General features: G+C 59.5%; 25 protein-coding genes. 11 read left to right on the forward strand and 14 right to left on the reverse strand.

Going from position 1 to position 21720, the window contains the following annotated elements:
- Nucleotides 1–163: 163 nt before the first annotated feature.
- Both B9Z50_RS13490 and B9Z50_RS13495 read right to left on the reverse strand, forming a co-directional pair.
- On the reverse strand, nucleotides 164–1099 hold the full coding sequence (locus B9Z50_RS13490; RefSeq protein ID WP_108365189.1) for a LysR family transcriptional regulator: 936 nt from the start codon (nucleotides 1097–1099) through the stop codon (nucleotides 164–166).
- A gap of 40 nt (nucleotides 1100–1139) precedes the next feature.
- Entirely contained in the window at nucleotides 1140–2036 is an 897-nt protein-coding gene (locus B9Z50_RS13495) for a LysR family transcriptional regulator (RefSeq protein ID WP_108365191.1), read from the reverse strand.
- A gap of 171 nt (nucleotides 2037–2207) precedes the next feature.
- Between B9Z50_RS13495 and B9Z50_RS13500 the strand changes: the two genes are divergently transcribed.
- The 5 genes from B9Z50_RS13500 (at nucleotide 2208) to B9Z50_RS13520 (ending at nucleotide 7592) form a co-directional block, all read left to right on the forward strand.
- Nucleotides 2208–3629 (forward strand): form I ribulose bisphosphate carboxylase large subunit, encoded by a 1422-nt coding sequence (locus B9Z50_RS13500; RefSeq protein WP_108365193.1) that lies wholly within the window; start codon nucleotides 2208–2210, stop codon nucleotides 3627–3629.
- Between the two features lie 28 nt (nucleotides 3630–3657).
- Nucleotides 3658–4005 (forward strand): ribulose bisphosphate carboxylase small subunit, encoded by a 348-nt coding sequence (locus B9Z50_RS13505; protein WP_108365195.1) that lies wholly within the window; start codon nucleotides 3658–3660, stop codon nucleotides 4003–4005.
- Between the two features lie 82 nt (nucleotides 4006–4087).
- Nucleotides 4088–4891, forward strand: a complete 804-nt coding sequence (locus B9Z50_RS13510) for a CbbQ/NirQ/NorQ/GpvN family protein (RefSeq protein WP_108365197.1) — start codon at nucleotides 4088–4090, stop codon at nucleotides 4889–4891.
- Nucleotides 4892–4904: 13 nt separating this feature from the next.
- A complete protein-coding gene (locus B9Z50_RS13515) occupies nucleotides 4905–7262 on the forward strand; it encodes a nitric oxide reductase activation protein NorD (protein ID WP_108365199.1) in 2358 nt (785 codons plus the stop codon).
- 12 nt (nucleotides 7263–7274) lie between these two features.
- Nucleotides 7275–7592 carry a hypothetical protein gene (locus B9Z50_RS13520; RefSeq protein ID WP_108365201.1) on the forward strand — a complete coding sequence of 106 codons (318 nt, stop codon included), beginning with the start codon at nucleotides 7275–7277 and terminating at the stop codon, nucleotides 7590–7592.
- A 36-nt stretch (nucleotides 7593–7628) separates the two neighbouring features.
- On the opposite strand, the gene B9Z50_RS13525 is transcribed toward B9Z50_RS13520, so the two are convergent.
- A complete protein-coding gene (locus B9Z50_RS13525; RefSeq protein WP_108365203.1) occupies nucleotides 7629–8489 on the reverse strand; it encodes an energy transducer TonB in 861 nt (286 codons plus the stop codon).
- Nucleotides 8490–8577: 88 nt separating this feature from the next.
- Between B9Z50_RS13525 and B9Z50_RS13530 the strand changes: the two genes are divergently transcribed.
- The 5 genes from B9Z50_RS13530 to B9Z50_RS13550 all read left to right on the forward strand — a co-directional run bounded on the left by B9Z50_RS13530 (nucleotide 8578) and on the right by B9Z50_RS13550 (nucleotide 12900).
- A complete protein-coding gene (locus tag B9Z50_RS13530; protein WP_108365205.1) occupies nucleotides 8578–9042 on the forward strand; it encodes a rhodanese-like domain-containing protein in 465 nt (154 codons plus the stop codon).
- 206 nt (nucleotides 9043–9248) lie between these two features.
- The gene (locus B9Z50_RS13535) at nucleotides 9249–9875 is read left to right on the forward strand and encodes a peroxiredoxin (protein ID WP_062402895.1); all 627 of its coding nucleotides are present in this window, start codon (nucleotides 9249–9251) and stop codon (nucleotides 9873–9875) included.
- 93 nt (nucleotides 9876–9968) lie between these two features.
- A complete protein-coding gene (locus B9Z50_RS13540) occupies nucleotides 9969–10847 on the forward strand; it encodes an MBL fold metallo-hydrolase (protein WP_108365441.1) in 879 nt (292 codons plus the stop codon).
- Nucleotides 10844–11131: a DUF3817 domain-containing protein gene (locus B9Z50_RS13545; protein ID WP_233249873.1), complete on the forward strand. Its 288-nt coding sequence runs from the start codon at nucleotides 10844–10846 to the stop codon at nucleotides 11129–11131. Before B9Z50_RS13540 ends, B9Z50_RS13545 begins: the two co-directional genes overlap by 4 nt.
- A gap of 2 nt (nucleotides 11132–11133) precedes the next feature.
- The gene (locus B9Z50_RS13550; RefSeq protein ID WP_108365207.1) at nucleotides 11134–12900 is read left to right on the forward strand and encodes a SulP family inorganic anion transporter; all 1767 of its coding nucleotides are present in this window, start codon (nucleotides 11134–11136) and stop codon (nucleotides 12898–12900) included.
- 246 nt (nucleotides 12901–13146) lie between these two features.
- Here B9Z50_RS13550 and B9Z50_RS13555 read toward each other — a convergent pair whose 3' ends face one another.
- The 11 genes from B9Z50_RS13555 to B9Z50_RS13605 form a co-directional block, all read right to left on the reverse strand.
- Nucleotides 13147–13899, reverse strand: a complete 753-nt coding sequence (locus B9Z50_RS13555) for a class I SAM-dependent methyltransferase (protein ID WP_199221745.1) — start codon at nucleotides 13897–13899, stop codon at nucleotides 13147–13149.
- Nucleotides 13900–13947: 48 nt separating this feature from the next.
- The gene (locus B9Z50_RS13560; RefSeq protein ID WP_233249874.1) at nucleotides 13948–14877 is read right to left on the reverse strand and encodes an alpha/beta hydrolase; all 930 of its coding nucleotides are present in this window, start codon (nucleotides 14875–14877) and stop codon (nucleotides 13948–13950) included.
- A 4-nt stretch (nucleotides 14878–14881) separates the two neighbouring features.
- Nucleotides 14882–15205, reverse strand: a complete 324-nt coding sequence (locus B9Z50_RS13565) for a cyd operon YbgE family protein (RefSeq protein WP_233249875.1) — start codon at nucleotides 15203–15205, stop codon at nucleotides 14882–14884.
- Nucleotides 15202–15321 carry a cytochrome bd-I oxidase subunit CydX gene (cydX, locus tag B9Z50_RS13570; RefSeq protein ID WP_108365209.1) on the reverse strand — a complete coding sequence of 40 codons (120 nt, stop codon included), beginning with the start codon at nucleotides 15319–15321 and terminating at the stop codon, nucleotides 15202–15204. The genes B9Z50_RS13565 and cydX overlap by 4 nt, the downstream gene beginning before the upstream one ends.
- A gap of 45 nt (nucleotides 15322–15366) precedes the next feature.
- Nucleotides 15367–16503, reverse strand: coding sequence for a cytochrome d ubiquinol oxidase subunit II (cydB, locus tag B9Z50_RS13575; RefSeq protein WP_108365211.1), 1137 nt, complete (start codon nucleotides 16501–16503; stop codon nucleotides 15367–15369).
- A 12-nt stretch (nucleotides 16504–16515) separates the two neighbouring features.
- The gene (locus tag B9Z50_RS13580; RefSeq protein ID WP_108365213.1) at nucleotides 16516–18075 is read right to left on the reverse strand and encodes a cytochrome ubiquinol oxidase subunit I; all 1560 of its coding nucleotides are present in this window, start codon (nucleotides 18073–18075) and stop codon (nucleotides 16516–16518) included.
- Nucleotides 18072–18254, reverse strand: a complete 183-nt coding sequence (gene cydP / locus B9Z50_RS13585; protein ID WP_108365215.1) for a cytochrome oxidase putative small subunit CydP — start codon at nucleotides 18252–18254, stop codon at nucleotides 18072–18074. The genes B9Z50_RS13580 and cydP overlap by 4 nt, the downstream gene beginning before the upstream one ends.
- An 89-nt stretch (nucleotides 18255–18343) precedes the next feature.
- Nucleotides 18344–18763, reverse strand: coding sequence for a group II truncated hemoglobin (locus tag B9Z50_RS13590; protein ID WP_108365217.1), 420 nt, complete (start codon nucleotides 18761–18763; stop codon nucleotides 18344–18346).
- Nucleotides 18764–18983: 220 nt separating this feature from the next.
- Nucleotides 18984–19394, reverse strand: a complete 411-nt coding sequence (locus B9Z50_RS13595) for a hypothetical protein (protein WP_108365446.1) — start codon at nucleotides 19392–19394, stop codon at nucleotides 18984–18986.
- Between the two features lie 25 nt (nucleotides 19395–19419).
- Nucleotides 19420–19902: a hypothetical protein gene (locus B9Z50_RS13600; protein WP_108365219.1), complete on the reverse strand. Its 483-nt coding sequence runs from the start codon at nucleotides 19900–19902 to the stop codon at nucleotides 19420–19422.
- Nucleotides 19903–19940: 38 nt separating this feature from the next.
- Nucleotides 19941–20261, reverse strand: a complete 321-nt coding sequence (locus tag B9Z50_RS13605) for a hypothetical protein (protein ID WP_108365221.1) — start codon at nucleotides 20259–20261, stop codon at nucleotides 19941–19943.
- Between the two features lie 141 nt (nucleotides 20262–20402).
- Here B9Z50_RS13605 and B9Z50_RS13610 point away from each other — a divergent pair, with 141 nt between their 5' ends.
- On the forward strand, nucleotides 20403–21710 hold the full coding sequence (locus B9Z50_RS13610) for a sigma-54-dependent Fis family transcriptional regulator (protein WP_108365223.1): 1308 nt from the start codon (nucleotides 20403–20405) through the stop codon (nucleotides 21708–21710).
- Nucleotides 21711–21720 lie beyond the last annotated feature (10 nt).

A 21720-nucleotide genomic window follows, 5' to 3' on the forward strand; every position in this document is an offset into this window, starting at 1 on the left:
GGAGACGCACATGTATGAAATCTGGCGGGCGATGAACATCGCCTACGAAATTGTTTTGGACCTGTGGCCTGCGCTGTTACCTTTGGCGCTGCTGTGGGCGTGGCGGCGGCTGTGCTGTTGTGGCCCGTGCTGGCCCTGCGCCGGCCCTGAAAGCGCCAGCCGTTCAGGCGGCTTTGGGCCAGTGCATGCCAAAGCGCTGGGCCAGGTGGCTTTCGGCTTCTTCGAGCATGAAGTAGCGAAACGCCTCGGCCGCAGGCGAGAGCATTTTGGATTGGGTGTGCACCACGTTCCATGAGCGCACCACGGGCGCGCCTTCCACATCGAGCATGCGAATCAGGTTGTGCTCGAGCTCCAGGCCAATGGTGTGCAGCGACAAAAAGCCCAGGCCCAGCCCCGCCATCACGGCCTGCTTGATGATCTCATTGCTGTGCAGCTGGATCTTCATGCGTGGCTCGACGTGTGTGTCTTCAAAGAACTTTTCCATGGCGGCGCGGGTGCCCGCGCCTTTTTCGCGCACGATGAAGTCATAGGGTCGCAGGTCTTCTACCCGCAGGTGATCGCGCTGGGCCAGTGGGTGGTCAACGGCCGAGACAAACACATGCGGGTGCGCCGCAAAAGGCTCGGCGCGGGTCTGCAGCTCTTTGGGGGGGCGGCCCATCACGGCGATGTCGACCTCGCTGTTTTGCAGCATGCTGACAAGTTGGTCGCGGTTGCCGATCGAGATCTGGATGTCCACGCCGGGGTGCAAGATCCGAAACTCGGCCAGCAAGCGCATCAGGAAATACTTGGCCGTGCTGACAAAGCCAATCGTCAGTACCCCGGTTTCGGCCCGCTGCAAACGGGCCGCGGCGTCTTCGGCGTCTTTCACCGTGGCCAAGATTTTGCGGGCATAAACCAGCATGTACTCGCCCGTGGTGGTCAGGCTCACTTGTTTGCCTTTGCGGTCAAACAGGGGCATGCCCACATGGCCTTCGAGCTCCTTGACTTGCATGGTCACGGCAGGCGGGGTCAGGTGCAGGTTTTCAGCAGCACGCACAAAGCTCAGGTGACGGGCCACCTCGTTGAACACGCGAAGTTGGCGGAAGGTGGCGTTTTTCATCGGGCAGGTCCTGGATCAAGCGGGGCCGGGTAAGTGCAAATTATGGACGGTGCTCAAACAACCAGGCCTTGAAGGCCAAAGCCGCTGGCGACTGCCTCTTGCCCCGGGGGTAGACCAGGTGCCAGCGCCGGATGAGCGGAAAGCCCATGACGTCGAGCTGAACCAGTTCGCCCAAAGCCAATTCGGCGTCGAGTGTGGAGGCCGACAGCACGGCCAGTCCCAGGCCGCCAGAGACGGTTTTTTTGATCGCCTCGTTGCTGCCCAGCTCTAACCGGTTGATGGGCGTGACGCCGTGTTCACTGAAAAACCGCTCCATGGTCAAGCGCGTGCCCGAACCGGGCTCGCGCATGATGAAAGGCTCGTGGCGCAGCCGCTCCGGGCGGATGCGGCGTTTGCCCGCCAGCGCGTGGGTGGGCGGTGCCACCATGACCAAGGGGTTGTCGGCAAAGGCTTCACAAAACACATCCATGTGCTCAGGTGGCTGGCCCATGATGTAGAGGTCGTCTTGGTTTTGCGACAGACGTTGCAGCAGGTTTTCGCGGTTGCCCACCACCATGGCCACGTCGATGCCGGGGTGCGCTGCGCAAAAGCCTCCCAGCAGTTTGGGCACGGTGTACTTCACTGTGGTGAGGATGGCAATTTTCAGGCTGCCGCGCTCCACGCCCTGCAACGCGGCCAGGTCATCGCTGAGCAGGTCCATGCGCCGTGCGATGTCCTGGCAGGCCTCGGCCAAGATCTTGCCTGCGGCCGTCAAAAAAATCTTTTTGCCCAGTTGCTCAAACAAGGGCTGCCCCACGGTTTCAGCCAGTTGCTTGACCTGCAGCGACAAGGTCGGGGGCGAGAGGTGCAAAGCCTCGGCGGCGCGGGCAAAGCTGTTGTGTTCGGCCACGGCCTGAAAAATTCGCAGCTGGTGCAAGGTGGCATGTCTCAGGTTCATTGTTTTATTAAAGTAAATGATGATGATCTAAACATTTTACTTTTACTTATTGTCAGTCTGTCTAAAAATTCGCATCAGTTCAGAGCACCACGGTCCCTTTTGCCCCAAGCAAAGCCTCGGTCACTTTGGGCCAATCAGCCAGACATTCAACTTTCATCAGGAGCACAACGCATGGCCACCAAAACCTACAACGCCGGTGTCAAGGAATACCGCAGCACTTACTGGGAACCCCATTACACGCCCAAGGACACCGACATCTTGGCCTGTTTCAAGATCACGCCGCAAGCGGGCGTGCCCCGCGAAGAAGTGGCCGCTGCTGTGGCCGCTGAATCGTCCACCGGCACCTGGACCACGGTGTGGACCGACTTGCTCACCGATCTGGACCATTACAAGGGCCGTGCTTACGCCATTGAAGACGTGCCCGGCGACGACACCTGTTTTTATGCCTTTGTGGCCTACCCCATCGATCTGTTCGAAGAGGGCTCCATCGTCAACGTGTTGACTTCCTTGGTGGGCAACGTGTTTGGCTTCAAGGCGCTGCGTGCCTTGCGATTGGAAGACGTGCGCTTCCCGATCGCTTACGTCAAAACCTGTGGCGGCCCGCCCGCAGGCATCCAGGTCGAGCGCGACCGCTTCAACAAATATGGCCGCCCCTTGTTGGGTTGCACCATCAAACCCAAGTTGGGCTTGTCGGCTAAAAACTATGGCCGTGCCGTTTACGAATGCTTGCGCGGAGGCTTGGACCTCACCAAGGACGACGAGAACGTCAACAGCCAACCTTTCATGCGTTGGCGCGACCGGTTTGAATTTGTGGTGGAAGCGTGTCAAAAGGCTGAGCGTGAGACCGGTGAACGCAAAGGCCACTACCTCAACGTGACCTCGCCCACGGTGGAAGAAATGTTCAAGCGGGCCGAATTCGCCAAGGAGCTGGGTGCACCGATCATCATGCACGACTTCTTGACGGGTGGCTTCACCGCCAACACCAGTTTGGCCAACTGGTGCCGCGACAACGGAATGCTGCTGCACATCCACCGCGCCATGCACGCGGTGCTGGACCGCAACCCCCACCACGGCATCCACTTCCGCGTGCTCAGCAAGTGCTTGCGCCTGTCTGGCGGTGACCATCTGCACTCGGGTACCGTCGTGGGCAAGCTCGAAGGCGACCGCGAAGCCACCTTGGGCTGGATCGACATCATGCGCGATAGCTTCATCAAGGAAGACCGCAGCCGCGGCATCTTCTTCGACCAAGACTTCGGTTCCATGCCCGGCATGTTCCCCGTCGCCTCGGGCGGCATCCACGTCTGGCACATGCCTGCGCTGGTGAATATTTTTGGCGACGACTCCTGTTTGCAGTTCGGTGGTGGCACCTTGGGTCACCCTTGGGGCAACGCCGCAGGCGCTTGCGCCAACCGCGTGGCGGTCGAGGCCTGCGTCAAAGCGCGTAACGAGGGTGTGGCCGTTGAAAAAGAGGGCAAGGCTGTGCTGAGCGAGGCCGCCAAGCACTCGCCCGAACTCAAGATCGCCATGGAAACCTGGAAAGAGATCAAGTTCGAATTCGACACCGTCGACAAGCTCGATATCGCCCACAAGTGATTGAACCCATTATTTTTAGGAGCCACTCATGCAAGACTACACCTCACGCCTGTCCGACCCCGCCAGCCGAAAGTTCGAGACTTTTTCTTACCTGCCACCCATGACCGATGCGGAGATCCGCAAACAGGTGGAGTACTTGGTCAAGAAAGGTTGGAATCCCGCCATTGAGCACACCGAGCCGCGCTACCTGAGCGACTCTTACTGGTACATGTGGAAGCTGCCCATGTTCGGTGAGACCGATGTGGACAAGGTCTTGGCTGAAGCCGCTGCTTGCCGCCAAGCCAATCCGGACAACCACATCCGTTTGATTGGTTACAACAACTTCACCCAATCGCAGGGCACGGCGATGGTGATTTACCGCGGCAAGACGATTTAATGCCCGCCGCCCGCGCCGCGCACATCCGTATGGCGCGGTGCGGTCGGCGAAGCGCGGCCATTGAGACAACGGAGACGAGAAAATGAGCGAGCCACTTGACGCCTACCGCGTCGCCCAAGAACCTTATTACCGCCCCGTGGCTGACGAGGTCGAGCTGTTTGAAGCCGCCTACTCGGTGCGCATGCCCATGATGCTCAAAGGCCCCACCGGCTGCGGCAAAACCCGCTTTGTCGAGCACATGGCCTGGAAGCTGAACAAGCCCCTGATCACCGTGGCTTGCAACGAGGACATGACCGCCAGCGACCTGGTGGGCCGCTTCTTGTTGGACGCCAACGGTACTCGCTGGCAAGACGGCCCTTTGGCTGTGGCCGCCCGCCATGGTGCGATTTGTTACCTCGATGAGGTCGTCGAGGCGCGTCAAGACACCACCGTCGTCATCCACCCTTTGACCGACAACCGCCGTGTTTTGCCCTTGGAGAAGAAGGGCGAGTTGGTGCAAGCCCACCCCGATTTCCAGATCGTCATCTCGTACAACCCGGGCTACCAAAGCCTGATGAAAGACCTGAAACAGTCGACCAAACAACGGTTTGGTGCGCTGGACTTCAACTACCCCGAACACGACATCGAAACCGAAATCGTCGCCCACGAAACCGGTGTCAGCGCCGAGGTGGCGGCCAAGCTGGTGGGCATTGCCGAGCGGGCGCGCAACCTCAAAGGCCACGGTTTGGACGAAGGTATTTCTACACGCATGTTGATTTACGCGGGCAGCCTGATTGCTCAAGGCGTGGCCGCACAAGCCGCTTGCCGTGTGGCCTTGGTGCGCCCAATCACGGACGACCCCGACATGCGCGACGCCTTGGACGCCGCAGTCGCCACTTTCTTCTGACGCAGGCACCTCCATGTCGGTGCAGCTTCAAGACCACGCCGAGTGGGTCGAGCAACTCGACCCGTCCTCGGTGGACTTGCTCACACACACCTGGCCCGAGGCCACCAAGGTGTTTTCTGCCCGTGGGCTCGACAACTACGTCAAGGGCGCTGCTGCCTTGCGCGGTTTGGGCCGCGGCCATGCCTTGGTCAACGCTTGGATCGATGGCGCTCCGCAAGTGGCCAAAGAGATTGGTGAGGATGTGGTCGGGGAGTTGGCCACCACCGCCCTCATGCTGGCATCCAAAACCTCGGGTGCGGTGATCGAGTTGGTGCTGGCCACCGCACCGACTGCAGCCAGGCGATTGGCCGACGCTGAACTCTTTATGCAGTACCTGCAGTTCCTCAACACCTTGGTGTCGCAAGCCCCACGCGGCTTGAGGCCCATGCTGGGGCAGCTCGATGCGCTGTTGGGCCAGCTGACTTTGGGGGGCTTGCGCCGATGGGCGACTTGGGGCGCACAAGCCCACCGTACCGCATTCGAGGCCCAAATCGCTTATTTCGGTTTGCAGTCCAAAGAGTCTTTGGCCATGCTGCAACAGGAGCGCAAAGGCACCTTGTTGGTCGATGTGCAGCGGCGCATCAACATGTACCTGCGTGCCTTGTGGGGCCGCGACTTTTTTATGCGCCCCACCGCCGGTGACTTTGAAAACCGGGAAGGCTTGCGCCCCTTCATCGAGGACTATTTCATCCACTTGCCCGACGCTTTGGATGCCGTGCAGGGCAACGACGGCCTGGTGGACGCCACCCAGCTCTACCGTGCGGCTTGTGTTCATGCTGCGGCCCATGTGGTGTTCACGCGCCAACCGATCTCGGCCGAATCGCTCAACCCGTGGCAGATGGCCATGGTGGCCTTGGCCGAAGACGCGCGGGTGGAAGCCTTGGCGGTGGCGCGCTTTCCCGGCATGCGGCCTTTGTGGGCACAGTTTCACACCACCCCCGCCACACAGCAAGCCACAGCAGGCGATTGGTTGGCCCGCATGGCGCGGGCATGGATCGACCCTACGTATGACGACGATCACCCTTGGATTAACCAAGGCCGTGCCTTGATGGCTGAGGCCATGCCACGCCTGCTGGCACAGCCCCATGACAACAGCGAATCGTGGGCCATGGGTGTGCAGTTGGCGCACAGCTACCGCGAGCTCACCCAAGGCCCTGCCTTCGCCCCCCGAACGGATGGTCAAGCCGCCGTGTACCGCGACGACAACCGCTACTTTTGGGCCTTTGACGGCTACGACTTTGAGCGTTCGGTCGCTGCGGGTTACGAGCCGCCCCAACAGGTGCGCAAGCAAGTCAACCTGATGGAGTTCGTCAACGAGTTGGAAGTGGAGGGCGCGGGCGACGATGCGCAAGAGGTTTGGGTGCTGGGCACCGAGTTGTTCCCTTATGAAGACCTGGGCGTGTCCTTCAATGAAAGCGAAGGTCGCGAACCGGTGTTGCCGCCCGTGCATTACGGCGAGTGGGACCACATGATCCAGCTCGAGCGTCCCGCTTGGGCCACGGTGCAAGAGCGGCGGCCCAAAGCGGGCGACCCGACGCTGATCGATGGCATCTTGAGCGAGCACCGCCGTTTGATCGGCCGCATGAAATTCATTTTGGATGCCATGCAACCGCAAGGTGTGCAGCGCATCCGCAAGCTCGAAGATGGCGACGAGATTGACCTCAACGCTGCGTTGGCTTCGGTGATCGAGATGCGCATGGGCCGGCAGCCCGACCCGCGCATCATGATGCGCAGCGTGCGCAAAACCCGTGACATTTCGGTGCTGGTCTTGCTTGACCTGTCGCACTCCACGAACGACAAGGTGGCAGGGCAAGAACACACGGTGTTGGACCTGACCCGCTCGGCCTGTGCTTTGCTGGCCGACGCCATCCAGAAAGTGGGCGACCCGTTTGCGATCCATGGCTTTTGTTCGGATGGCCGCCACGATGTGAACTACTGGCGCTTCAAAGATTTTGATCAGCCCTACGATGAGCTGGCCAAGGCCCGCTTGGCAGGCATGCAAGGCCAGTTGTCCACCCGCATGGGCGCGGCCATACGGCACGCCACAGCCGCGCTCAAAGCCCAGCGCAGCAGCAAAAAGCTCTTGCTGGTCATCACCGACGGCGAGCCCGCCGATGTGGATGTGCGCGACCCGCAGTACCTGCGCCACGACACCAAAAAAGCCGTTGAGGCGGCCGCTCGAAATGGTGTGACCACCTACTGCATGAGCTTGGACCCCCGGGCCGACCAATACGTCAGCCGCATTTTTGGCGAACGCCATTACCTGGTGGTCGACAAGGTCGAGCGCCTGCCCGAAAAACTCCCCGTCCTGTATGCTGGACTGACCCGTTGAACAGGACCCCCCATGAGCATCATCCAAAGCCGCACTAAAACCTACAGCGGCATCGACCACGAAGAGCACCACGGCATGACCATGACCGGACGCATCATCCGCGACGCTTGGGTGTTTGGTTTGTTGCCCGAAGGCGATGGTTTTGCTGGCAAACACGCGGGCGATTTGCAGCGGCTGTTTGAGGCGGTGCACGCTGCTTGGGAGCCGTATGGCCAGCTGCCCAGCCGCTTGCCGCCCGAGCTGGCCGCCAAACACGCCCGCATCCACGACGAGGCCCTGCAACGCGCCAAAGGCATGGGTTGGGATGCCGAGTTGGGCGACGACGACTGAGTGGGTGTTCAAGCGGGGCCCAGTGCCGCGAATCGTTCAGCGTCCAGTCTTGCTTGATCCCCATTGGTCCATCAGGCGCTGGTCGCGGGCGGTTTCAGCTTCGACGCTGTCTTGGGGCAGCTGGCGCAGGCAGTCGGCCAGCGCTTGCGGGTCCATTGGGGCAGTTGGGGTGGGTGAGGCCACCACTTGGGGCGATTTGCCGTCCCAAGCAAAAGGGTTGCGGAACACGGGCGGCTCGGGCAGGCAGTCGTCTCTGTACAGGGGCGGCCCGTCGTTGGCAAAAGGTGAAAACGAAATTGTCTTGTCAAAAATCAGCGGTTTGCCCGTAGGGGTGGGCGGCAGCGGTGGCATGTTTTCAATGGCTTGCCGTGCGAGTTGTTCGGCCTTGTCCGAGGTGGTCCACAGCGTTTGCAATTGCGTCAAGCGGCCATCGGGGGCGATCTCGATGCGAAATCGCACCACGCCCTGGTGGGGCCCCTCAACAGCGGTGCCCATCATGCTGCGCACTTGCTGGCCCCAGCTGTAGCGGTAGCCCTTGCTGTTTTTGTTCGTGTACTGGGCGGCAAAAGCCCATTCTTCGGCGGTGGGTGGCGGGGGCGCGGCCATGCTGGCGCGGGGACGATCGGGTGAGGGCGCTGGGGCCGGAGCCGTAGCCTGAGCCGCTAAGGCTGTGTCGGGCGGGGGCGCCGTGATGGGTGTTGAGGGGGGCGCTGATGGTGGTTCAGGCAGCGGCTTGCGCGGCGGCGGGATCAGTTCCAAAAAGACAATTTTTTCGGCTGTTTTGGGCGATTGCGGTGGGCTGACGTGTTGGAACGGGTAGCCACTTGCCAGCAGCCACACGGCTGCATGCAATGCCAGCGTGAGCAACAGCGCGATGAAGTTTTTGTCTCTGGGCATGGGCGCCGTGGCGTTTGTTGGCGGTCTTGCCACCGTTCGGCGACAATATTCGTTTTGACTGATATTACCTGACGAAGTGGAGACACCCATGCGCTTTCGCACCCTCGCTCTGACTGCAGCAACTGTTGGCAGCTTGCTGCTGGCCCCGGCGGCTCACGCCGACAACAAAGCCATTGCCACCGACGAGATGGAGGCGTATCTGGATTTTGTGGACTACGGCGGCGGCGTGATTTTTGCCGAGCAAATTCCCAAAGACGAATGGCCCAAGATGGTGGTGATCGATGCGCGCGATCCGGCGCAATTTGCCAAGGGGCACATTCCTGGCGCGGTCAACATGGACTGGCGTCAGGTGCTGGCCAAGCGCAACACCATTCCCAAAAACAAGCCTGTGCTGATTTATTGCAACACCGGGTCGCTGTCGGCCCAGGCCGGTTTTGCGCTGCGCGTGGCGGGCTGGGAGAACGTGCGCATCTTGCAAGGCGGCATGGCAGAGTGGCAGGCCAAAGGCGGTTTTGACGCGGCGGCCAAAGCCGCAGGGCCTGCCAAGCATTGAACGTGTGGTTTTGAGAGCAAACACGGCCAAGGCGCTGAGGGCTTGCGATGGATCAATTTGTACGATTTGAAGGTCGCAATTGTCACTATGCCCGTCATTGCGATAACTCATAACAAATACCTGTTGGGGTATGTACAGTTGACCCTGTCGATTGAATAAATCTCTAGATTTCGAAAACCGATAGTCAACCTCGAAGGAAACCTGCCATGTCCATGCCCCTCATCAACGAAGCCGCTCCCGCCTTCAGCGCCAACACCACCCACGGCCCCAGAAGCCTCGCCGATTACAAAGGCAAGTGGCTCATCTTGTTCTCGCACCCTGCCGACTTCACGCCTGTGTGCACCACCGAGTTCATCGGTTTTGCCAAGCGTGCCGAGTTGTTCAAGAGCATGAACTGCGAATTGCTCGGCCTGTCGATCGACAGCATCTACTCGCACTTGGCCTGGATGCAAAGCATTCAGAACAACTTTGGTGTGGAGATTCCTTTCCCCATCATCGACGACATCAAGATGGAAGTGGCCCAAGCCTACGGCATGATCCACCCCGGCGCTGCCGACACCCAAGCCGTGCGTGCCACTTTCTTCATTGACCCCGAAGGCAAGCTGCGCGCCATGGTGTATTACCCCATGAGCAACGGCCGCTCCATTGAAGAGTTTGTGCGTTTGTTGCAAGCCATGCAGACCAGCGATGCCAACAAGATCGCCACCCCTGAGGGCTGGACGCCTGGTTGCGACGTCATCGTGCCACCGCCTAAAACACCCGAAGCCATTGCCAAGCGCAAAGGCGAGGGTTATGCCATGAAGGACTGGTATTTCTCTACCAAGTCCCTGTAAATTCAAGGCTTGCCCCCTTGCCGCCCAGCGGCAGGGGGTGTCAAGGACCTTTGTTGTTCCATTGCCAAGGAAGTCACCATGAGTTCAGCCCACATGCACATTGAATCGTTTTTTGATCCGGCCACGTTCACCTTCAGCCACATCCTGGCCGACCTGAGCACCCGGCAGTGCGCCTTGATCGACAGCGTGCTGGACTACGACCCCAAGTCGGGCCGCACCCACACCGCCAGCGCCGACCAGTTGGTGGCGCGCGTGAAGGCGCTGGACCTGCGTGTGCAGTGGATTTTGGAGACGCATGTGCACGCTGACCATTTGTCGGCTGCGCCCTATTTGCAAAAGCAGCTGGGCGGCCAATTGGCCATTGGTTCGCACATCACCACGGTGCAAAACGTGTTTGGCAAGCTGTTCAACGCGGGCACCGAATTTGCCAGCGACGGCAGCCAGTTCGACCGCTTGCTGGGCGACGGCGAAACATTTCAGATTGGTGCTTTGCAGGCCCAGGCTCTGCACACCCCCGGCCACACCCCGGCGTGCATGACCTATGTGGTCACAGATGCCAGTGTCGATCCTGCGCGGCAGGTGGCCTTTGTGGGCGACACCTTGTTCATGCCCGACTACGGCACGGCGCGCTGCGACTTTCCTGGGGGCAGTGCCAGCGTGTTGTTCCAGTCGATCCAGAAAGTGCTCAGCTTGCCGGACAACACCGAGCTGTTCATGTGCCATGACTACCCGCCCGAGACCCGCCAGCCCCAATGCGTGACCACTGTGGCCGAGCAAAAAAAGGCCAATGTGCATGTGCACCAAGGCGTGAGCGAGGCCGAGTTTGTGGCCATGCGTGAAAAGCGAGATGCCACTTTGTCCATGCCCGTGCTGATCTTGCCTTCGGTGCAGGTGAACATGCGTGCCGGTCAAATGCCGCCGCCCGAAGACAATGGCCAGAGTTACCTGAAGATCCCGGTGGACGCGCTGTGAACCCTGCATTGCTTCCTTTGCGCTTGGCCTCTTGGGCCGAAGGGGCCACCTTGCTGCTCTTGATGCTGGTGGCCGTGCCCCTCAAACGCTTGGCTGACATGCCCGAGGCGGTGAGCCTCATGGGCCCGATCCACGGCGCGGCCTTTGTGGCCTATGTGCTGATGGTCTTGTTTTATTTCTGGAAAGGGCATTTGCGTGCGCATGCCGTGCCCTTGCTGACGATCGCAGCCTTTGTGCCCTTTGGTGCCTTTTTTGTGGGCTCTTTGTTCCGCGCAAAGGCATAACCATGGCGGACCTCTCCACACCCACTGCATGGCAGCGCTGGTTTCCCATTCTGGATTGGGGGCGGCGTTACAACCGTTCGCTGTTGACGGCCGATGGCGTGGCCGCTGCCGTGGTGACGCTGATGCTGATCCCGCAAAGCCTGGCCTATGCGCTGTTGGCGGGCTTGCCTGCACAAGCGGGCCTGTACGCCAGCATGGCCCCCTTGGTGCTGTACGCCTTGATGGGCAGCAGCGGCACCTTGGCCGTGGGGCCTGCGGCGGTGACCTCGCTTATGACGGCGGCCAGTGTGGGCGCGGTGGCGGCGCAAGGCAGCGTGGCTTACACCGAGGCGGCTTTGATGCTGGCGCTGCTCAGCGGGGCCATCATGCTGGTGATGGGCGCGGCGCGGTTGGGCTTTTTGGCCAATTTTTTGAGCCACCCGGTGATCTCGGGCTTTGTCTCGGCATCGGGTTTGTTGATCGCGGCCAGCCAGCTCAAACATTTGTTGGGTGTGCCCTTGCATGGCGAGAACCTCTTGCAGCTGCTGCCGCAGCTGTGGCAAAACTTGTCCAGCCTGCATGTGCCGACCAGTGTGATGGGGGTGGGTGCCTTGGCTTTGCTGCTGCTGGTGCGCCGTCAGCTCAAGCCCGGGCTCAAGCGCTTGGGGGTGTCCGCGGGCGCGGCCGATTTGGCGGCCAAGGCGGCCCCGGTGGTGGTGCTGCTCTTGAGCATTGCTTTGTCAGCCGTGTGGCAGTTGGCTGAGCAGGGCGTGCGGGTGGTGGGCACGGTGCCTCAAGGCTTGCCGCCTCTCACGCTGCCGGGTGGATCGACAGGTGGGTGGGCAGCCACATGGGCGCTGGCCCAGGCTTTGTGGGTGCCCGCTTTGTTGATTTCCTTGGTGGGCTTTGTGGAGTCGGTGTCGGTGGGGCAGTCCTTGGCGGCCAAGCGGCGCGAACGCATCGACCCCGATGCCGAGTTGCGTGCGCTGGGCCTGAGCAATTTGGGCGCAGGCCTCTCCGGCGGCTTTCCGGTCACGGGCGGGTTTTCGCGCTCGGTGGTCAATTTTGATGCGGGTGCACGCACGCCTGCCGCAGGCATCTACACCGCTGTCGGGCTGGCGCTGGCGGCTTTGTTCTTGACGCCTTGGCTCTTTCATTTGCCCCAAGCCACCTTGGCCGCCACCATCATGGTGGCCGTGGTCACCTTGGTCGATGTCGGGGTGTTTGCCCGCACCTGGCATTACGCCAAGGCCGACTTCATAGCTCTGCTCCTGACCTTTGGTCTGACCTTGGCGGTGGGAGTGGAGGCCGGGTTGATCGCGGGCGTGAGCGCCTCGGTGCTGTTGCTGCTGTACCGCACCAGCCGCCCGCACATCGCGGTGGTGGGGCAGGTGCCGGGCACCGAGCATTACCGCAATGTGCTGCGTCACGCGGTGCTGGAGCAGCCGGGCATTTTGGGCCTGCGCGTGGACGAAAGCCTGTACTTTGCCAACGCCCGATTCCTTGAAGACACCATCGCAGTCCAGGTGGCAATACGGTCAGGTGTGCGGCATGTGGTGCTGCAGTGCTCGGCCATCAACGACATCGATGCCAGTGCGCTGGAAAGCCTGGAGACCATCAACGAGCGCTTGCAGACTTCGGGCGTGCAGCTGCACCTGTCAGAAGTCAAAGGCCCCGTGCTCGACCGTTTGCAGCGCAGCCACTTTTTGGCCCAACTGAGTGGGCAAGTGTTTTTGACGCACCATCAAGCCGTTACACACATCGTGCACCCTTTAAGTCCCCACAATTGATGACCCGACACGGCCACCATCAAACCCGTCTACCTCAAAGCAAACCATGAACAGCCAACAACAAAATGAGTTTCTGGCAGCCACAGCGTGGCTGCGCCCATTCACCCGGTGGGCTGCTGCTTTCGCGTTCAACACTTCGGGATGGTTGCCTGCGAGGGTCAGACATTGGCCCTTGAAATGGGTCAAGCGCATTTTGGTGGGTTACCAACGCCGCCTATTGGGAAGCACTGGCTGCAAAACCTGCGGTTAAGGCCGTGTGGTAGCGCTGCGGCGCATCACCCGCACATGCATGGGGCGCACAAAGTGCGCCCCGTCTTCATGCTGGTGCGGTGCATAGGCAGCAGCCACTTTGGCCAACAGTTCGGGCGTGACGCGGTGGTCTGCAAAGCTGGGGTAGAGCATGCGCTGGGCAAAAGTTTCGAAGTTGGCGAAGTGCACCGCTTGTGCATAACGGTGTTCTGACACCGGCTCAAACAGGCCTTGCACCACGGCACGGTCGAGCGCAGCTTGTGCCGCTGGGCGCACCTTGCCTTCGTCGTTGTACAGGCGCACGATCTCGTTGAGTGCACCGGCGTAGATTGGCTCCGACACATAAAACCAGCCGCCCGGCTTGAGCACCCGCGCCACTTCGCTCAGGGCCGTATCCATGTCGGGCAAGGGCACATGGTGCAGCGACTTGAGCATCAAGGCACCATCGAAATGCAGTGCGGGCATCGGAATGGCTTGTGCGCCTGCAGTCAAAAAATTCAGTCGATCTGTGACGGCTTGCAAGTTCTTGGCCATTTGCACCGCGTCCACTTCGAGTGCGGTGATGTGCGCTTGCGCATGACGCGCCAGCCATTCACGTGCTAGCCGCGCGCCGCCGCAGCCCAGCTCGACAAACTGGCCCGTGTGCAAGGGCAGCAAGGCGTCCATCAGGTCCAGTTCGTCGCCCCACAACGGCAAATCGTCGGCAACGGTCTCGGGGTGTGCATGGGGAATGGGGTGTGAATTTTTCATGAATTGTGTTGTTTCGAGTCAAGCCCGCCGAAGTGGCTGCGCATTTTCTCAGGCCGGTTGTTCAGACATGGGCTTTCTAAGTGGGGACAACTCGCGCCCATGCACCACGCCAAAAGCTTGTTGCAAAAAGCCGGTCAGCGCTTGCAAGTCCGCTGCTTCAAAGGCCGCGCTGGGATCGTGCCCACCGTTCACGCACAGGCACTGCACCTGGCCTGCTGCCCCAGCTTGCATCAAACGGTGCAGGTCAGAAATGGGCACCACGCTGTCTTCGGTGCCGTGGACCAGCAACACCGGGCAGTGCAATTGGCGGATGCTTTTGACGGGGGCAATGTCATCAAACCGTGCACCAATGACCCGTTGCACATGCCGCATCACATACCAACCCACCAGCAGATAAGGAATGCGCGCTTCCTGCAGGAAGCTGCGCATGATGTCTTGAGGGTGCGCAAACGCGCTCATGCTGATGACGGCGCGCACGTCGGGGCGACGTGTGGCGCACAGCAGGGCAGCGCCCGCCCCGACCGAATGCCCCATGATGGCCAAGCGGGCCGCATCCACCGAGGGTTGTTCTTTCAGCCAGTCCAGGCCCGCCGCGATGTCGTCGGCAAAACGCGGCAAAGAGGTGAAGGCGGCACCATCGCTTTGGCCATGGCACAGGGCATCGACCAGCAGCACCGCATAACCCGCAGAATGCAGTGGGTGGAGTGCGGGCAGCATCAAGCTGGCGTTGGCCCCCCAGCCATGAATGACCACCACCGCAGGTGATGGGCCTGATGAGTTCGCCGGTACAAACCACGCAAACAGTTGCCCCCGTGCTGTGGGAAGGCGTACCTCAGTGCAGCGATAGCCTTGGTCGGCAGGCGTTTGCAGGTGCGGTAGGCGCGGCGCGCGCAGACCCCGCAAGATCAGGGCATGAGCCAAGTAGCGCATGCCCAAAACACAGACCACACCCACAGCGAAGCCTGACAGCAGGGTCATCCTGTCAGCCCAGCCATGGCGTTGCAAAGGTGCTCCAGCGCAAATAAGCAGCCAGACCCAGCGACACCCCACAAGACCAAGCACTGAACAGCAGTTTCCAGACCCACGCTCTGGGAACAAAACCAACACCGCGCACCAAGCCCGCACTCATGGCCCAAAACAAAGCCATGGCCAAGCCGTGATGTGCTTTGCCGTTTGCGCTCGTGAAAAGCAAAGGGTAGATGGTGCCTGTCAGCATGATCAGCAGACCCACCATCAAGCAGGGGTAGTGCATCGCAGTGCCTTTGGCGGGTGCGGCTTCGGCGGCCCGGGCCATGGATGGGCTCATGGCGCATCCTGTTGGCGTGCGGCTGTGCGGGCCTCTTCGTTCTCGCCCCACATGGCATTCAGGATCGCCAGCAACACGGCAAAGCCGACGCCCAAAATCCAAGTCAAGTACCACATGTCAATTCCTTTTTCAGTTTTACAGGCAGGCCAATCAGCGCTAACTCAATAGGCCGCATGGTCGTTTTCTCGGATGTAGGCCGCTGTCACCTTGCCTCGCATCACGCTGTACGCCCAAGAGGTGTAGCCGACGATGAGTGGCATGAAAATCACGGTGGCCCAGAACATCAGGCTCAAGGTGAGTTGGCTGGAGGCGCTGTCCCACACCGTGAGGCTGGCATTGGGCATGGAACTCGAAGGCATGACAAATGGGAACATGGACGCTCCTGCTGTTCCGATCACACCGACCAGCGCCAACGAAGACGTGACGAATGCACTGAGCGTGTAGCGCAGACGCAGCAGCAGGGACGTCACCAGTGCGCCGGCAACAGCCAAGCCAGGCAAAAGCCACAGCAGCGGTTGTTGTGTGTAGTTGCGCATCCAGGCACCCGCCTCGCGCACCACCGTTTTAGACAGGGGGTCTGGCAAAGCATTCATGTCGATCGTGGATGTGATGCGGTAGCCCTCGATGCTTTGTAGCCAAAAGCCTGCGCCAACAAATGCTGCAACCATGAGCCATGCAGCGCCAGTGGCGGCCTTGATGGTCCGCTCTTGAATCACGCCTTCCGTGCGGTGGGCCAAATAGGCACCGCCTTGCATGGTGATCATGGCGCTGCTCACCACCCCCGCGAGCAGGGCGAAAGGGTTGAGCAGTTGCCAGAAGTTGCCGCTGTAGGTGGAGACCAAATAAGCGTCGAACTGAAAGGGGACGCCCTGCAGCAAGTTGCCAAAGGCCACACCAAAGATCAGTGGAGGCACTGAGCCTCCGATGAACAAACCCCAGTCCCAAGTGCTGCGCCAGGTGGCGTTGTGGATTTTGCTGCGGTAGTCGAAACCGACAGGCCTGAAGAACAAGGCCCACAAGACGACCAACATGGCCCAGTAAAAACCACTGAATGCGGTGGCATAGACCAAGGGCCATGCCGCAAAAATGGCCCCGCCTCCGGTAATGAACCAGACCTGGTTGCCGTCCCAATGCGGACCGACGGTGTTGATGACAACACGGCGTTCGACATCGTTGCGACCCACAAAGGGCAGCAAGGTGCCTACGCCCATGTCGTGCCCGTCCATGATCGCAAAGCCGATCAGCAGAACACCGACCAGCAGCCACCAAATCATCTTGAGGGTTGAGTAATCCATCATGGCGAGTCCTTGTTATGCGTGCAAAGGTGTTTCGTGCTCATAGCGTCCCGTGCCTAAGCTGCCAGGGCCCATGCGTGCGAACTTGACCATGAGGTACATCTCGACCACCAACAGCACGGTGTAAAAGCCAATAAAGCCTGCCAGTGATCCATACAAGCTGTTCACGCTGAGCGTGGAGACACTCAGATGGGTCGGCAGCACGCCGTAAATCGTCCAGGGTTGGCGGCCGTACTCGGCCACAAACCAACCCAATTCGCAAGCGATCCAAGGGGCTGGCAACATCCACAGCGCCGTTTTGAGCAACCAGGGTTTTTCCATGCAGGTCATCTTCAGTGTGCTCCAGAACGCCAGGCCAAACAGCACAAGCATGGCAAAGCCGAGCCCCACCATGGCTCGAAATGCCCAAAACATGGGGGTCACACGAGGCACCGTGTCGTTGACCGCACGGTCGATGATGTCCGGTGTGGCAGCGTTCACATCGTTCACGTATTTCTTCAGCAAAAGACCAAAGCCCAGATCTGCCTTGTGGCGTTCAAACACTTGCTTGGCCACTGTATCTTCACGATTGGCGCGCAGGGCTTCGAGCGCATTGACGGCGATGACCCCTTCTTGGATACGCAGGCGGTTCTTGGCTTTGATGTCGTGAATGCCGGGGATCTCCTTGCTGATCGAGCGCGTGCCAATCAGGCCCATGACCCAGGGAATTTCGACTTCCCAGTTGTTTTTTTGCTCGGCTTCATTGATGCTGGCCACCAGGGTCAGCCCTGCTGGTGCGGGTTTGGTTTCCCACATGGCTTCCAATGCGGCCATTTTGGTTTGCTGCGCTTCACCCACGGTGTAGCCTGACTCGTCACCCAGCACAATGACACTCAAAACGGACGCCAGACCAAAAGCGGCAGCGACCCGAAAGCTCCGTTTGGCAAACTCTACATCGCGTCTTTTGAGCAAATACCAGCTTGAAATGGACAGTACAAACATGGCACCGGTGACATAACCTGCCGACACCGTGTGGACAAACTTCGCCTGTGCATCTGGGTTGAAGACCACGGCCCAAAAATCGGTCATTTCCATGCGCATGGTCAGATAACTGAACTCTGCACCCACCGGGTTTTGCATCCAGCCATTGGCAATCAAAATCCACAACGCCGAGAGGTTGGTTCCGACCGCCATGAGCAAAGTCACCAGCAAGTGCTGTGTCTTGCTGAGCCGGTCCCAGCCAAAGAAGAAGAGGCCAATCATGGTGGACTCAAGGAAGAAAGCCATCAAACCCTCGATGGCCAAGGGGGCACCAAAGATGTCGCCCACGTAATGCGAGTAATACGCCCAATTCGTGCCGAACTGAAACTCCAGTGTGATGCCCGTCGTCACGCCAAGCGCAAAGTTGATGCCAAACAGCTTGCCCCAAAACCGTGTCATGTCTTTCCAAACCACCTTGCCCGTCATGACATAGACGCTTTCCATGATCACCAAGAGCCAGACCATGCCGAGCGTCAGCGGGACAAAAAGAAAGTGGTACATCGCAGTGGCTGCAAATTGCAGGCGCGACAGATCCACCAGTTGTTCAGAGATCATGGTTGGGTCCTTGGGGTTGTATCGGGCGTGGAGGTCAGCAGTTGCGTGGCTGCGCTGTTCTCGTCAACAGCCACGCGGTTTTCTCTGACAAAAAACCACCACAGCGCCATGAGCACGGTGAGTTTCAAAACCAGCACGATGGCCAGTTTTCTAACGAGGCTTTTGTCTGAAAAATGCATAGCCAGTCATGCCGCCCATGTCGTCGCTGCGACAGAGGGCGTTGATGTCTGCATGTCGGCCATCAGGATGCAAGGCATTGGTAAAGATGTCATGGTTGCAGCTCTGCGGTCGAAGAAGAAAGGGGTGTGGCCGCACAGACGTTGACCATGTGGGAAGCCATTTGTTCAAACGCTTGTATCAAAGCAGTGCGCAAAACACTGTCACTGACTTGTTCTGTGAGCGCTTGACGCATGCACATCATCCACTGGTCGCGTTCAGCCAAGCCAATGGCGTAAGGCATGTGGCGCATGCGCAAGCGTGGGTGGCCGTTTTTCTCGGTGTACAGCGCGGGACCACCGAGCCAGCCTGATAAAAAGTCAAACAGGCTTTGTTGTGCGCCGCTCAAGTCTTGTGGGTGAAGCTGGCGCAAGGCATCAGTCTCAGGCCACTCGTCCATCAAGGTGTAAAAGCGATCGACCAACGTCCGTACAGCTTGTGCACCGCCCAAAGCATCGTAAGGTGTGGTCATGTGGCGCTTTCAGTTGGATGGAGATTCATCATGAGCCATGTCATCCAAGATCCGTGCCAACTTGCATTGGCTTTGTTGTAATACAAAAAGTTTCTTTCCATGGTGGTTTCTGTCATTCATGGCAGTCGGTGTCATATGGTTTGCTGCCGTCATGACGCGCCATGAAAAAACGCCTGGCGGGTGAACGCCAGGCGTTTGGACGCTACCGCGCAGTAGTGAATCAGAAGCCCAGAGTTTTCACATGGGCCTTGAGCAGGTGGGCCGCCACGTCAGCGGGTTTGGCGGGTGTGACGCCGGGGATCAAGTCACTGGCTTGTTTGCCCGTGTTGGGCAAGTACAAGGCGCAGACTTCCACTTTGGCACCGCCTTTGATCAGGCCTTGCAGCATCTGTTGGGGCGTGACGTTGCGGGGCTTGAGCGTGGACATTTCTTTGCCGACCAAGGCGATGTCGCCAGCGGCATCGCACAGCAGCACGCGCACCTGGGCTTTTTGCTCCAAGGCCTGGCCGGCCAGCACCAAGCCCGCACCTTGGGCCATGGCCTGGCCGCTATGGATGTTGACAAACAGATCTTCAGCGTGAGCGGCACCCATGAGGCTGAGGGCGGTGATCAGGGCGAGGGTTTTTTTCATGAAAGACTCCTGGTTGGGTGAAAAATCAAAGGCCCAGCGCATGGCGCAACTGGGTGTCATCTTGGGCAAATTCGATGCGTTCGAGCGTTCCCTTGTTTAACCAAAGCAAGGTGATGGCTTTGTCATGGCGTGGCCAGTCTTTGAGCAGTTGACCGTTCATGACGATGCCCACGGGGTAGGCAAGTTCGCGCAATGCAGGCAAGGCGAAGCTGCGTGTGATGAGGCCTGGCATGCGGCTGAGATCGGCGGCATAAACGGCTTGTCGACTGTGCAGAAAGTTTTTGTCTTGCGTGTTCAGAAGGTTTTGCAGGACACCGGATGCTGCGCGGTTGGTGGCCAAAATCAGCAGGCGCGTGTTGTGGGTCACTTGCCAGGGGCGCTCATGTTGATCATGGATGGGCAATGTGGGCAAAACTTGACCAGTAGAGACGGGCTCAGCGTAGGCGGCGCCCATAAGTTGCAAGCCCAAAGCGACGATGGCGCCGCGAATGAATGGAAAGAGTTTCATGGATCAATGGGTTGAAGGGTGAATGAACATGACGGCGCTCATGATTTCCCGGCGCGAATCAACACAATGGTCAGAATGCCCAGAAGCAGCATCAAAAGGGACAAGAGGCTGTGCTGTTGGCGTATGTGCAAACTGTGCAAGAGATCGCCCAAGGCGATGTACAAAAAACTGGCCCCCGAGACGGCCAACAGGTAGGGCACGCAGGCTTTGATGTCGCTGAGCATCCAGTAACCGAGCATGGCCCCTGCGCTGCCCAAGATGGCCATCCATAACAACAAATTCAGATCTGAAGAGAACACGGGTTGCTTGATTTCCAAAGTGACGAAGTGGGCCTGCTGCCCGTTGCAAAAAACACGCATTGGCGGATGAAAATGAGGTACTCAATATCCATGCCAACCATAAGGTGCAGGCGAGTCCTTGAAATGAACCGATATTTGCTGACAGGTTCTGTCAAATATGACGGTCAATGTCATACTTCGGGCAGCCATTTTGGATTGACCATGCCCACGCCCAAAGAACTCATTGCTTACCTTGACGGCCTGCCTGAACCGCACATCGTTTTTGACCCCGACTACCGCATCATTGCGGCCAACACCGCCTACCAGCGCGATTACGGCCAAGGCCAAACTGTGGTGGGGCGCTGCTGCTATCAAGTCTCGCACCACATCGACGTGCCCTGCGACCAAGCCGGTGAATCGTGTCCTATGGCCCGTTCGCGTCAATCCAGGCAGGTCGAACGGGTTTTGCACCTGCACCACACGGCGCATGGCGAGGAGTACGTGAACATTGAATTGACCCCCATCTTGGGAGAGGATGAGCAGCCTGCTTTTTACGTTGAAAAAATGGCCACCATGCCCTTGGCCAGTTCGGCCCCTCTTGCGCAAGGGCTGATTGGTCGCTCGGCTGCATTCCAGCGCATGCTGGAATTGTTGGCGCGGGTGGCTCCCGCCAAGGCCAGCGTCTTGTTGTTGGGCGAATCCGGAACGGGCAAAGAACTTCTGGCCCGAGCCCTCCACGAAGCCAGTCCACGCGCGCGAAAACCCCTGGTGGTGGTGGACTGCGCCAGTTTGACCGAGAGCCTGTTCGAGTCTGAGCTGTTTGGCCACGAGCGAGGGGCCTTTACCGGTGCCAACCAAGCCAAGCCCGGCTTGGTGGAGGTGGCGCATGGGGGCACTTTGTTTTTGGACGAGGTGGGCGACATACCTTTGGCCATGCAAGTCAAGCTCTTGCGTTTGTTGGAGTCTGGTACACACCGCCGCGTGGGCAGCACCGAGTTACGCCATACCGATTTGCGCATAGTGGCTGCCACGCACCGTGATTTGGCGGGCATGGTGGCACAAGGTGATTTCCGCGAAGACCTTTACTACCGATTGAGTGTGTTTCCGATTGCAGTGCCGCCGTTGCGTGAGCGCCATGGTGACTTGGCCTTGTTGGTGCCTTCTTTGCTCGAACGTGTGGCACCACAGCGGCGCTTGCGCTTGTCAGCGGCGGGCTTGGCGGTGTTGGAGTGTCAACACTTTCGGGGCAATGTGCGCGAATTGCGCAACCTGCTCGAGCGCAGCGCCTTGTTGTGTGATGGACAAACCCTGGAAGCTGAGCACATCACCTTGGCCCTGAGTACGGGGGGCAGCGAACGCGAGCGCATTCCTGAACCACCTCTGGGCATGCCCATGCGCAGCTTGCAAGAAGCCAGTGCTGCAGAGCTGCGTCGACTGCTTGCGGCCCATCAAGGCAGCCGCGCCGAACTGGCTGCACAACTCGGCATGAGCGAGCGCACGCTGTACCGTAAGCTCAAGTCTTTGGGCTAATGGCTTCGCT

Origin of the sequence: Limnohabitans sp. Bal53, from assembly GCF_003063355.1 — a bacterium.
Lineage (GTDB): Bacteria > Pseudomonadota > Gammaproteobacteria > Burkholderiales > Burkholderiaceae_C > Limnohabitans_A.